Source organism: Candidatus Cloacimonadota bacterium, assembly GCA_011372345.1.
Lineage (GTDB): Bacteria > Cloacimonadota > Cloacimonadia > Cloacimonadales > TCS61 > DRTC01.
In genome coordinates this window covers 1-13,224 of sequence record DRTC01000042.1, presented here as the reverse complement: position 1 = coordinate 13,224, position 13,224 = coordinate 1, and the positions used below count along the sequence as shown (strand labels likewise).

The window sequence follows — 13,224 nt, the reverse complement described above, 5'->3', positions numbered from 1 at the left end:
GGTTCATCAGGAAGAGTTCCCTGGATAATAACTGCGGATCCATTTCCATTGTTGCATATTCCCTGTGCCTGGATATATCCGAAAGGAAGCGTCGCATCCCACCTGTTCTCATAAGGAACAGGTATATGTTCTCCTGTGCTGTGATCGCTGAATTCCCTGATATTATAATGAAGAATACTGCCGACATTGAGGTTATTATTTTCTACCAGGTCTCCAATGATAGCTTTGCTTGCTTCATAATTCGGGGAAGTTGTTCCTCCGCCGTTTAAGGCAAAAACTGCCCGAACAACAAAACTGTTTTCCGCATCAGCAGTATCGAAGATCCAGTAATTGTCTTCGGAAACTTCGTACATTTTTGCTGCTCCGGTGCTGTCGATAACTGCCATGTTGGCGTGAGTTTCCCTTCCTGTGATATTAGTGGAATCAAGAAATGCTTCGAATTCTCCGACAGTTGAGAAATTTGCCAGAGCATGCTTCATAGTATCGCCGTTTCCCATCCTGCCGTTCCCCTGATCCGGGAAATCTGCTAAAGAATTTAAGATCGCAAATCCATGTTCATTGACTCCCATCCAGATGTATTCATTGTTTTCATTACCAACACCGATAAATTTATTAGATAGAGTATCACAATAATGAACATAAACACTTGTATAAACATCACGGTTTTTCCAGATCAAGGGTCGTCCGTCTGTGGTAACGGAACCGGATGCAACTCCGATCGTACAGGTTTCTGAAATTGTATGAATAAACAAAAGAATGATTAGAATAAAATAAACTCTGTTCATAAGACCTCCTGTTTTCAAGTTGTAAAATAGTTGTTCCCTGTTTATAATGTCAATAGAAAAGTTGCCCAATGGATAAAAATATAAGAAATTAGAAAATATTAAATTATTTATTGCCTTGTTTTATAAACGGATAAAAATTCTTTACAAACAAACCGCTATTTTTTCTGTTGCATCATCATAAAAAAGCTGATGAAATCAGAACAGAATGGAATTAATTTTTAATTAGTTTTGTTCGTTTTGCTTGTCCCGTTGGAGTTTTAACGGAGACGGATTAGTTGCTAAAAAATAAAGGAGGAAATGCATGGCATTAAGTACACAGGCCAAAGAGGCGATCATGGCAGAATTTAAACTCCATGATTCTGATACCGGTTCACCTGAAGTTCAGGTTGCTTTACTTACACAGAGGATCAAAGATATTACGGAGCATTTGAAAGTTCATAAAAAGGATTTTCATACGAGAAGAGGATTATTCAAACTGATCGGTCAGAGAAAACGATTGCTCGATTATCTGATGAATAAAGATATCGATCGTTATCGTAAAATAATCAAAGCACTTGGATTGAGAAGATAGATTGATGTTTGCTTTGCGGAGGTTTAGAACAGCTTTCGCAAAGTTTGTTTATGAAGAAAACCTTGCGAATGGTTACAAACAGAGGAATTCTTCTTGCTGAACCTTTGCAATGGTTGTCTTTACTTTCCGACCATTACGGAGGTTTCGCAACTATCCGTAAGTTCTTTTCAAGGTCTGAAAACTTAAGTCAAGTCAGAGCTAAAGCGAGCTTAACTCAAGTTTTCAAAAGCGTTCATTCACGGTTCAAAACAAATTTATAACAAAAACAGGGATATTAAGCAATAAGCCAAAATCAGAAAAAATCCGGTTTTTGCCTATTGCTTTTGTTCCCTGCTAAAAAAAGGAGAAAAAATGCACAATTTTAACATTGTCAAAAAAACTATGGAAATTGCCGGTAAACAACTAACTTTTGAGACCGGCAGAATGGCAAAACAGGCAAATGGTTCTGTTTTTATAACTTATGGTGGAACAAGTATTCTGGTGGCTGCAACTGCTTCCAAAGAACCTAAAGAAGGAACAGATTTCTTTCCTTTGACAGTTGATTTTATCGAGAAGATGTATGCGTCGGGTAAAATTCCCGGTGGATTTTTCAAAAGGGAAGCAAAGCCTTCCACTGATGCAACTTTATCAGCAAGACTGATAGATAGAGCGATCCGACCACTTTTTCCGGAGGGATTCAGAAATGCAGTTCATGTTGTAATCACAGTTTTATCATTTGATGGGATCAATCATCCCGGAAATCTCGGGATTTTGGGAGCTTCTGCAGCTTTATCCATTTCCGATATTCCTTTTAACGGTCCGATCGCTGGAGTAACGGTTGGCATTATTGATGAGGAAATCGTTGTTAATCCTGAACTGGATAAAATTGAGAAATCGAATCTCGAATTGGATGTTGCCGGAACCGAAAGCTCGATCGTCATGATCGAAGCAGGTGCTTCGGAAGTTACGGAAGAACAGATGATGGATGCGATCTACATCGGGCATGAAACGATCAAGGGAATTATCGGCTTCCAGAAAGAATTTATCGCAGAAGCCGGCAAAGAAAAAATGGAAATTGTCCTCGATCTTGTTCCAGATGATATTCAAAAAAGAGTAGAAAATGATTTTGGTAAAGCTGTTGAAGGATCTGCTAAAATTCATGGGAAATTGGAAAGATACGAAGCATTCGAGAATACAAAAACTGAAATGCTGGAAAAATATAAAGCAGAAGATGATGAAGAAACTTTTACTGCAAATGAAAGATACTACAAAAATGCCTATGAAGACTTGATCAAGAAATTCGTCAGGAATGCGATCCTGAAGGATAATCATCGTGTGGACGGTCGAGGAATGGATGATATTCGTGAAATCACTTGCGAAATCGATGTTTTACCGCAAGTTCACGGTTCTGCACTTTTCACCAGAGGAGAAACTCAATCTCTTGGTGTGATCACTTTAGGAACAGAAAGAGATGAACAAGTGATTGATGCTCTCGGAGAAGAATACAAAAAAAGTTATTTTTTGCATTACAATTTTCCACCATTCAGCGTTGGAGAAGCCGGATTTATGCGAGGTCCGGGAAGAAGAGAACTCGGCCATGGAGCTTTGGCAGAAAGAGCTTTGAAACCGATGATGCCATCAAAAGATGAATTTCCCTATACAATTCGAGTTGTTTCCGAAATACTGGAATCAAATGGTTCATCATCGATGGCAACTGTCTGCAGCGGAACTCTATCTATGATGGCTGCGGGTGTTCCATTAAAAAAACCGGTTGCCGGAATTGCTAACGGTTTGATCATGGAAGGTAATGATTTCGTAGTTTTGACAGATATTATGGGTTTGGAAGATCATCTCGGTGATATGGATTTTAAAGTTACCGGAACAAAAGACGGAATCACTGCCATGCAGATGGATATCAAGATCGAAGGGATCACCAAGGAAATAATGGCAATTGCATTGGAAAAAGCAAAAACCGCCAGATTATTTATTTTGGATAAGATCACAGAAACGATTCCCGAATGCAGAAAAGAACTTGCCGCATCTGCTCCGCGTATCGAGACGCTGAATGTTGCTCAAGATAAGATTGGAATGATTATCGGTCCCGGCGGGAAAATGATCAAACACATTATTGAAGAAACCGGAGTCGATATCAATATCGACGATGACGGCAGAATTTCGATCGCGTCACCGGACAAAGTTTCCATAGATAAAGCTAGAAATTTTATCTCTAATATTGTTAATGACCCGGAAATGTACAAAGTTTATGATGGAATAGTAACCAGGATCGAACCATTCGGAGCATTCGTTAAATTTATGAGCGATACTAAGGAAGGCTTGGTTCATATTTCGCAACTTCATTCAGCGAGGATCAATCGCGTTGAAGATATGCTCAAACTTGGAGATAAAGTCAGAGTTAAGTATGTTGGTTTAGATAGAGGAAAGGTCAAATTATCGATGAAAGAAGTCGAGGGAAATCCGAAACCTAAAGAAGGTTCGACCAGCAGTCGCGATTCTTATCAAAAAAGTGATCGTCGTGATGGTCATCGCAAACCTGATCATTATCGAAGTGATCGTCCTCGAAGAAGATATTAAGGGAATTGAATATTAGAAACCTTGCGAATGGTCGAAGACCTTCGCAATGGTTGTCATTGGATTACCGACCATTACGGAGGTCTCGTTTCTCGACCATCCGTAAGGTCTTTTTTAAATGAGGAAAAATGAACGATTATACAATAAAAGACATTAATCTTGCTGATTACGGCAGGAAAGAAATTTTAATTGCTGAAAAGGAAATGCCCGGTTTGATGGCAATTCGTGAAAAATACGGAAAATTCAAACCTTTAAATGGAGCAAAAATAACCGGCAGTCTGCACATGACGATCCAGACGGCAATTTTGATTGAAACCTTGAAAGAACTCGGTGCAAAGGTTCGCTGGGCAAGTTGTAATATCTTTTCAACTCAAGACCATGCAGCAGCAGCGATCGCCAAAGCCGGAACTCCTGTTTTTGCTTGGAAAGGCGAGGTTCTCGAAGATTATTGGGAATGTACGAAAAAGGCTCTAACTTTTGGAGAGAATGAAGGTCCCGATTTGATCGTCGATGATGGCGGAGATGCGACTTTGATGGTTCACGAAGGTTATCGATTGGAAGAAGAATACCGGAAAAACGGGAAATTTCCAAAAATTACCACTGACAACAAAGAATTCGCAACTCTTCAGAAAACGATTATAGATGATTTTGAAAAATATCCGGACAAATGGCACAAAATTTCCCAAAATATCAGAGGAGTTTCCGAAGAAACAACAACCGGAGTTCATCGTCTTTATCAGATGTTAGAGAATGATGAACTGCTTTTTCCCGCGATCAATGTGAATGATTCAGTGACAAAATCAAAATTCGATAATCTCTACGGTTGTCGTGAATCTCTCGCAGATGGTATCAAACGCGGGACAGATGTGATGGTTGCCGGGAAAGTTGTAGTTATTTGCGGTTACGGAGATGTCGGCAAAGGTTGTGCTCAATCTATGAACGGTTTCGGAGCCAGAGTCATCATCACCGAGATCGATCCGATCTGTGCTCTGCAGGCAGCAATGGAAGGATTTGAAGTTAAAACACTTGAAGACGCTCTCGATGAAGGAGATATTTTCGTTACTGCTACCGGAAATCTTGATGTCATTAAAACAGAACATATGGAAAAAATGAAGGATCAAGCCATCGTCTGTAATATCGGACATTTTGATAATGAAATTCAGGTCAATAAATTATTTGCACTTCCTGGAATCAGAAAAGTTAATATCAAACCACAAGTTGATCAGATCTTCTTTCCGGATGGACATTCCATAATTTTGCTTTCCGAAGGAAGACTCGTAAATCTCGGAAATGCAACCGGACATCCTTCGTTTGTGATGAGCAATTCTTTTTCCAACCAGATTCTGGCTCAAATGGAATTATGGCAGAAAGATCACAAACTCGATGTTTACCGGCTCGATAAAAAACTCGATGAAGAAGTTGCTCGTCTGCACCTGAAAAAACTGGGAGTTAAACTTACAAAAATGACGAAAGAGCAATCCGAATATATTGGAATTCCTATCGAAGGTCCGTATAAACCGGAACATTATCGGTATTAGTAGAACAAAACTTGTTTTGTTAGAAAATAATTATGAAAAAATATACCTGGTCTGATGCAATCATCGAAATTCTAAAAAGACATAATTATATTGTATCCCTGAAAATATTACATCAAGAAGTTCCGGCAATATATTCGAAATATAATAGAATAATCGGAAAAACACCTTATAAAACTATAAATGAACGAGTTCAAAGAGATGAAAGAATTGTAAAAATTGTTCCTGGTGTTTATACTTTAAAAGAGAAAATTAATACATTACCAAAAGAGTATAATCCGGAATTTCAAACCACTTTGGAAAAAGAAAAATCCAACCATATTTCAATTCAAGCATTGTTACTACAATTGGGAAAAATTTATAAATTTGACACTTATACTCCAGATAAATCAAAGAAATATTTTGATAATACTTTGAATGATTTCACAACATTCCAAGATTTTCCTACATTTACTTATAAAAGAATCGTAAAAAGAATTAAAATGATCGATGTTATCTGGTTTAATGAAAGAGGATTTCCGATCAATGTATTTGAAGTTGAGAATACAACTGATATGAAAAATGCTCTCTCAAAATTTATGGAATTAATGGATTTTAAAACAAAGATGACGATTGTTTCACCAAAAGAACGAGAAAATGAATTTAAGAATATTATGGATCAACCTACTTTTAAACCTATATCAAAACAAACTCTTTTTTGGTCGTATGATAAAGTAGAAAAATTATATAATTCCGAACAAGAAATATATTCTTTACGATCAGAATTATATTAGGAAAAATTAGAAAATATCTTCTCAATCTGTAGAGAAATTCAAGAAAATGACATATTAAAAGCATTAAATTAGAAAATAATAAATTGGAGAAATTTTATATGAAACTAACCGAAAAGATCAAAAACAAAGAAGCAGTTATTGGAGTTGTCGGACTCGGTTATGTCGGACTTCCAATGGCAGTTGCAGTCGCACGAAAAGGATTTAAAGTAATTGGGATCGATGTCAGTGAATATGCTGTTACGCATGTAAATGCAGGTGAAAATTATATTGGTGATGTCGATGATGACGAATTAAAACAATTTGTTCGGGAAGGGAAATTACGAGCAACCTTTGATTATGCGGAAGCAAAAGATACGGATATCATCATGATAGCAGTTCCTACTCCTCTCGACAAGTACCAGCAGCCTGATTCCAGTTATGTGCGTGCTTCCGTAAAGTCTCTTGCAGAAAATGTTTCGGAAGATACGCTCGTAATCCTGGAAAGCACGACATATCCGGGGACTACAAAAGAAATTTTGGTTCCTGCTTTCGAAGAAAAAGGATTCACGATCGGGAAAGATTTTTATATTGCCTTCTCACCCGAAAGAGTCGATCCGGGAAACAAAGATTACAAAACCAGGAACACACCAAAAGTTGTAGGTGGAGTAACTGAAAATTGTAATAAAATTTCTAAAGTTTTTTATGAAGCGATTCTCGATGCTTCGATCCATCTTGTTTCATCTCCGGCAGTTGCGGAAATGGAAAAGATTTATGAGAACACCTTTCGAAATATTAATATAGCACTGGCAAATGAAATGACAATTCTCTGTAATCGCATGGAACTCGATGTGTGGGAAGTTATCGAAGCAGCCAAAACCAAACCTTACGGATTTATGGCATTTTATCCAGGCCCAGGCATCGGTGGTCATTGCATTCCTCTCGATCCTTTCTATCTAACCTGGAAGGCTCGTGAATATGGTTACCACACGAGATTGATCGAACTTGCCGGAGAGATCAATAATCACATGCCGGAATTTGTGGTGAATAAACTTTCCAAACTTCTGAATAAAAAAGGAATTGCACTTTCCAGGGCAAATATCCTGATTTTGGGAGCAGCATATAAGAAAGACATTGAGGATTTTCGTGAATCTCCTGTTCAGCAATTAATGGTCGAACTGGAAAAACACGAGACGAACTTTGATTATAACGATCCGCATATTCCTGTCTTTCATAATGAATTGAATGGGAAGGAATATAAATCTGTAAGTTTGAATAATATCGAGAATTATGATGCTCTGATTATTGCCACAAACCACACGATCTATGATTATAAAGACATTGTGAACCGGGCAAAACTTATTCTCGATACGAGATTTGCCTGCAAGAATATCAAATCGGATAAGATCGTAAGATTGTAAAAAAATTAGATGGCAACTAACAAACCGATCGAAGTAGATGAACTTTTCGGAGAATTGATTCCCGCAGAAAATGATCAGAAATGGGAAGTCATTTACACAAAACCGAAGCGGGAAAAGAAACTGGCGGAATATTCCAAACGGAATAAGATCAATTACTTTCTACCCTTGAAAGATAGTATCAGAAAGTATGGAAATCGGGAAGTGAAATTTACCAAACCGCTTTTTCCCGGATATATTTTCATCAAACATTCTCCGCAGCAAAAACAGAAACTGATCATTTCCGGTCATATCGTCAATTTCCTGAGAGTTCAGGATGAAAAATCGCTTCTCAAAGATCTTCAACAAATTTATATCAGCAGAACTCAAAGATACGATCTGAGAAAGCACGAATATTTAGAAAAAGGAATAAAGGTGAGAATTATTGCCGGTTCTCTCGTCGGTATGGAAGGAGTTGTTTCCGATAAAAGCAAATTGAATGAAGTTATCCTGAAGGTGAATATTCTAAAACAGGCAGTTTCCGTAACCGTCGATCCCAACCAAGTAGAAATAATAAGAAAGTAGAATTTATGAAAATATTAGTTACAGGCGGAGCCGGATTTATCGGATCAAATGTGGTCGATAAATTTATCGAATCCGGTCATGAAGTTGTTATAGTCGATAATCTCTCAACCGGGAAAAAAGAGAATATCAATCCGCAAGCAAAATTTTATGAGATCGATATTCGTTCCGAAAATTTGGAAGAAATCTTCAAGCAGGAAAAACCGGATATCGTGGATCATCATGCTGCTCAAATCAGTGTTCCGGTTTCAGTTCGAGAACCTTTATTGGACGCTGATGTAAATGCTCTCGGATTCCTGAACATTCTGCAGAATTGCGTCAGATTCCAAACCAAAAAAGTGATTTTAATCTCTTCCGGAGGAGCGATTTATGGCGAAGCATTAGAATATCCGACAACTGAAAAATACGAACCGCAACCACTCTCACCTTATGCGATCCATAAATTTATTTCAGAAAAGTATTTACAATATTTCCATCATCAATTTGGTTTGAACTATACGGTGTTGAGATATGCGAATGTGTTCGGTCCGCGCCAGATTCCGCACGGAGAAGCCGGAGTTGTCTCGATCTTCATCACGAATATACGGGACGGTAAACAGTCACTTTTGAATGCATATAAAGATAAACCGGATGGAATGATCAGGGATTATGTATTCGTTAAAGATGTGGTGGAAGCGAATTTTCTTGCTTTAACAAAAGGTGATTTGGAAGCCTTTAATATTGGAACAAATAGGGAAACTACGACTGGTGAACTTTTCCGGGAAATTTCCGGACAGATGAATTATGATCTCGATCCAATCAGAATGGATGCCCGTCCGGGAGATTTGAAAAAAAGTTGTTTGAATGTCGAAAAAGCAAAGAAAAAATTAGGCTGGGAAGCGAAATATTCTTTACAAAAAGGGATTAAAGAAACGATCGAGTTTTTTGTAGCCCCATCGTCCCGATGGGAATTAGATGTTTAAGAAACCTTGCGAATGGTTGAGGAACGAGACTTTTGCAATGGTTGAACCGGTTGAATTTGTTGAATCAGTTGATTTGGGAAAAAGGGAGAAATTGAAGAAAGATTCGGAAATTTAGCAGTATATCAATGGATTAGAAAACTTAAGTCAAGTCGGCTAAAGCGAACTTAACTCAAGTTTTCAAAAAAAGGAGGAAAATATGGAAGGATTTGAAGAGATTAAAGCAAAAGTTCCGAAAATGCCGAATATCTCAAAAAAGAAAGTGATCTATTTTGTTGTAATTCTTGCTGCAATCATCATCTTTGCCACAGGATTATACACGATCAACCCGGAAGAAGTCGGAGTTATCCAACGATTTGGAAAATACATCCATACGACCGAGCCGGGATTACATTTCAAGATTCCGTTCGGAGTTGATGTTCTGACTAAAGTTCCGGTCAGGAAAGTGAAAAAAGAGGAATTCGGGTTCAGGACTTTGAAATCCGGTATTCAGACGAAATATTCGACCCGCGATTATTCAACGGAATCCGTGATGTTGACCGGAGATTTGAATATTGCCGATGTGGAATGGATAGTCCAATATCGAATTAAAGACCCGGTCAAATATTTGTTCAGGATCAGGAATATCGGAGAGACGATCCGGGATGTTGCGGAATCTGTTGTGCGACAGGTTGTTGGTGATAGAAGTGTAGATGAAGTGATTGTTTTAAGTCGTAAAGAAATTGCCGATCAGGTTCAACAACTACTCCAGGATAAACTTAATGATTATAAAATTGGAATTGAAATTGTTACGGTAAATCTCCAGAATGTGAATCCGCCGGAAAGAGTTAAACCTGCTTTCAACGATGTGAATTCGGCAAAACAGGAGAAGGAACGGATTGTGAACGAAGCCTGGCAGAGATACAACCAGATCATTCCCGAAGCGAGAGGTAAGGCCAAGCGAACGATCGAAGAAGCCGAAGGTTATGCTATAAATCGTGTAAATCGAGCAACCGGAGATGCGGAAAGATTTAATCAAATATTTAACCAGTATAGAAAAGCAAAAACCGTTACCAAAAAACGACTTTACCTCGAAACGATGCAGAAAATTCTACCGCAAGTCGAGAAAATTTATATTGTGGACGATAAACTAAAAGGAATTTTACCGCTCCTGAATCTTGATAAGGGAGGAAAATAAAATGAAACATAAAGGAATGCTTATAATTATAGTTATCGCTGTTATCGTTATCTTCAATGCATTTTATGTTCTCGACGAAAGACAGCAGGTTATTATCACCCAGTTTGGAGATCCTGTCGGAGATGCGATTACAAATGCCGGATTACATATAAAAGTGCCGTTTATCCAAAAAGTTCACTATTTTGAAAAACGGATTTTGGAATGGGACGGGGATCCCAAACAAATTCCAACTTCCGATAAAAGGTATATCTGGTTGGATACTTTCTCACGCTGGCAGATCGTAGATCCGTTAAAATTCTATGAAACAACGAGAACCGAAATGTCTGCTCATAGTCGCCTGGATGATATTATCAGTGGAACAACCCGCGATATTGTCAGTTCCAATCCACTCATTGAAATTGTCAGGAACACTAACCGGAAATTGGAATTTACAGCAGAATATGAAGAAAGTTCGCTGGAAGAAATTGTTGAAGAACCGATTAATTTTGGAAGAGGTGCAATCGCAGATTCGATTTTTGCTTTAGCAAATCCCAAAGTTGCCGAGTATGGTATAAAATTGATCGATGTGAAAGTGAAGAGAATAAATTATGTAGATGAAGTGCGGTTGAAAGTTTATGAAAGAATGGTTTCCGAGCGGAAGAAAATTGCGGAAAAATATCGTTCTGCGGGTCAGGGAAATGCTGCTGAAATTCTTGGAAAAATGCAGAGAGAACTCGATCAGATACAATCAGAAGCGTATAAAACAGCACAGGAAATTATCGGAAAAGCCGATGCTGATGCGATCAATATTTATGCAAAAGCATATAATAAAGATCCTGAATTTTATGAATTTTTGAAAACCCTGGAAACTTATGAGAAGACTATCGATAAGAAAAATACACTCATCATGACTACTGATAGTGATTATTATAAGTTTATGAAGAAGGCGAAATAATAGATCAAAACTTGCCATCCGGCAATTGCCGGATGGCAAGTTTAGTTTAGAGGATCAAAATGAAAATAACAGTCATTGGCACTGGTTATGTTGGTTTAGTAACCGGAACATGTTTCGCAGATATGGGAAACGATGTCATCTGCATCGACAAAGACAAGAACAAGATCGAAATGCTCAAACAAGGTCAAATTCCGATCTGGGAACCGGGTTTAGAACAATTAGTCAGAAGGAATTTCCAAGAAGGAAGATTGAGTTTTACGACCAATATCAAAGAAGCAGTAGATAAATCTTTTATTTGCATGATCGCAGTTGGAACTCCACCTGATGAAGACGGTTCAGCGGATCTGACTCATGTTCTCAAGGTTGCGAAAGATATTGCATCCTGTATGCAGGAATATAAGATCATCATCAATAAATCGACAGTTCCGATCGGTACAGCTGACAAAGTAAAGGATGAAATACAAAAAGTTTTGGATGAGAGAGGAGTTGACTTCAAATTCGATGTAGTTTCCAATCCTGAATTCCTGAAAGAAGGAGCAGCCATCGAAGATTTTATGAAACCTGAACGCGTGATTGTTGGAGTTGAAAATGAAAAAGTTGCGAAAATCATGAAGGAATTGTATTCTCCTTTCAGTAGAACTCATGAAAAGTTAATATTAATGTCTGTCAGGTCAGCTGAAATGACAAAATATGCAGCCAATGCCATGCTTGCCACAAAAATATCCTTTATAAACGATATTGCTAATCTTTGTGAATTGTTAGGAGCAGATGTCAGCGAAGTTCGTCACGGGATCGGTTCTGATTCGAGGATTGGTTATAAATTCATTTATCCGGGAATTGGTTATGGTGGGAGCTGTTTCCCAAAAGATGTGAAAGCTTTGATAGAAATCGGGAAGAAAGAAAATAAAGACCTTCGTGTTTTACAGGCAGTCGAAGCTGTAAATGACGATCAGAAAACTGTCCTTCTGAAAAAAGTGTTAAAACATTTTGGAAATGACCTATCCGGAAAAACTTTCGCAATCTGGGGATTATCCTTTAAACCGCAAACCGATGATATGAGGGAAGCACCTTCGATTATAATTATTAATGGTTTGATCAAAGCAGGAGCGAAAATCCAGGCTTATGATCCGGTGGCGATGAATGAAGCAAAAAAAGTTTTTGGAGAAAACTCTCAAATCAAATATTTTGAAGGAAATTACGAAGCATTGAAAGATGCAAATGCTCTTCTTTTACTCACGGAATGGCATCAGTTCAGGTATCCGGATTTTTCCAAGATTAAAAAGTTTTTAAAAGAATCAGTAATTTTTGACGGCAGAAACCAGTATAATCCAACAGAATTAAAAGTTGCCGGTTTTTCTTATTACGCGATCGGGAGAACATAAGAAAACTTCGCAAATTTCCAAGATTTGTGAAATTCAGATTAGCCAATGACTACAAAATTTACAGATGAATATTGGATGGATCTCGCTCTATCAGAAGCAAATAAAGCATTTGAAGAAGACGAAGTACCGATCGGAGCAGTTTTAGTTAAAGATAATAAACTTATAGCAAATGATCATAATCGCACAAACCAATTGAATAATGTTCTGGCTCATGCAGAAAAGCAGGTAATTGAAAAAATAATATCTTCCCAAGAAAAATTCCTTTACGATTTTTCTTTATATGTAACGGTTGAGCCGTGTCTGATGTGTGCCGGGATGATCATCTGGTCAAGGATCGGAAAAGTTGTTTTTGGTTGTTTTGATCCCAAAGCCGGAGCAGTAGGTTCTGTTTATAACGTTCTTCTTGATAAGAATTTCAATCATCGCCCGGAAGTTGTTTCAGGTATCAGGGAAAAAGAATGTTCAAACTTGATTTCAACTTTTTTTCAGAAAAAAAGAGAGCAGAGGATTCTAAATAGCGGATAAATAATTTTTTTCATATTTAAAATCGGAGAGTTGCCGGAGCGGTTGAACGGGACGGTCTCG

Annotated in this window: 12 protein-coding genes; 11 read left to right on the top strand and 1 reads right to left on the bottom strand. The window is 37.9% G+C overall.

Features of this window, described 5'->3' with window-relative positions:
• A partial coding sequence (locus ENL20_00760; protein HHE37091.1) for a hypothetical protein occupies window positions 1–785 on the bottom strand: 785 nt, incomplete at its 3' end.
• A 301-nt stretch (window positions 786–1,086) separates the two neighbouring features.
• On the opposite strand from ENL20_00760, the gene ENL20_00755 reads away from it, so the two are divergent.
• The 11 genes from ENL20_00755 to ENL20_00705 all read left to right on the top strand — a co-directional run bounded on the left by ENL20_00755 (window position 1,087) and on the right by ENL20_00705 (window position 13,164).
• Window positions 1,087–1,356: a 30S ribosomal protein S15 gene (locus ENL20_00755; GenBank protein ID HHE37090.1), complete on the top strand. Its 270-nt coding sequence runs from the start codon at window positions 1,087–1,089 to the stop codon at window positions 1,354–1,356.
• Window positions 1,357–1,707: 351 nt separating this feature from the next.
• Window positions 1,708–3,927 carry a polyribonucleotide nucleotidyltransferase gene (gene pnp, locus ENL20_00750; protein HHE37089.1) on the top strand — a complete coding sequence of 740 codons (2,220 nt, stop codon included), beginning with the start codon at window positions 1,708–1,710 and terminating at the stop codon, window positions 3,925–3,927.
• A gap of 125 nt (window positions 3,928–4,052) precedes the next feature.
• A complete protein-coding gene (locus tag ENL20_00745) occupies window positions 4,053–5,462 on the top strand; it encodes an adenosylhomocysteinase (protein ID HHE37088.1) in 1,410 nt (469 codons plus the stop codon).
• A gap of 32 nt (window positions 5,463–5,494) precedes the next feature.
• Window positions 5,495–6,232, top strand: coding sequence for a hypothetical protein (locus tag ENL20_00740; GenBank protein HHE37087.1), 738 nt, complete (start codon window positions 5,495–5,497; stop codon window positions 6,230–6,232).
• 98 nt (window positions 6,233–6,330) lie between these two features.
• Window positions 6,331–7,629, top strand: a complete 1,299-nt coding sequence (locus ENL20_00735; GenBank protein ID HHE37086.1) for a nucleotide sugar dehydrogenase — start codon at window positions 6,331–6,333, stop codon at window positions 7,627–7,629.
• Between the two features lie 9 nt (window positions 7,630–7,638).
• The gene (locus ENL20_00730) at window positions 7,639–8,190 is read left to right on the top strand and encodes a hypothetical protein (protein ID HHE37085.1); all 552 of its coding nucleotides are present in this window, start codon (window positions 7,639–7,641) and stop codon (window positions 8,188–8,190) included.
• Window positions 8,191–8,195: 5 nt separating this feature from the next.
• A complete protein-coding gene (locus tag ENL20_00725; protein ID HHE37084.1) occupies window positions 8,196–9,149 on the top strand; it encodes an NAD-dependent epimerase/dehydratase family protein in 954 nt (317 codons plus the stop codon).
• A gap of 196 nt (window positions 9,150–9,345) precedes the next feature.
• Window positions 9,346–10,323 (top strand): FtsH protease activity modulator HflK, encoded by a 978-nt coding sequence (hflK, locus tag ENL20_00720; protein ID HHE37083.1) that lies wholly within the window; start codon window positions 9,346–9,348, stop codon window positions 10,321–10,323.
• Between the two features lies 1 nt (window position 10,324).
• Entirely contained in the window at window positions 10,325–11,257 is a 933-nt protein-coding gene (gene hflC / locus ENL20_00715) for a protease modulator HflC (protein HHE37082.1), read from the top strand.
• A 59-nt stretch (window positions 11,258–11,316) separates the two neighbouring features.
• The gene (locus ENL20_00710) at window positions 11,317–12,639 is read left to right on the top strand and encodes a UDP-glucose/GDP-mannose dehydrogenase family protein (GenBank protein HHE37081.1); all 1,323 of its coding nucleotides are present in this window, start codon (window positions 11,317–11,319) and stop codon (window positions 12,637–12,639) included.
• Window positions 12,640–12,684: 45 nt separating this feature from the next.
• Window positions 12,685–13,164 (top strand): nucleoside deaminase, encoded by a 480-nt coding sequence (locus ENL20_00705; protein HHE37080.1) that lies wholly within the window; start codon window positions 12,685–12,687, stop codon window positions 13,162–13,164.
• Window positions 13,165–13,224: the final 60 nt, after the last annotated feature.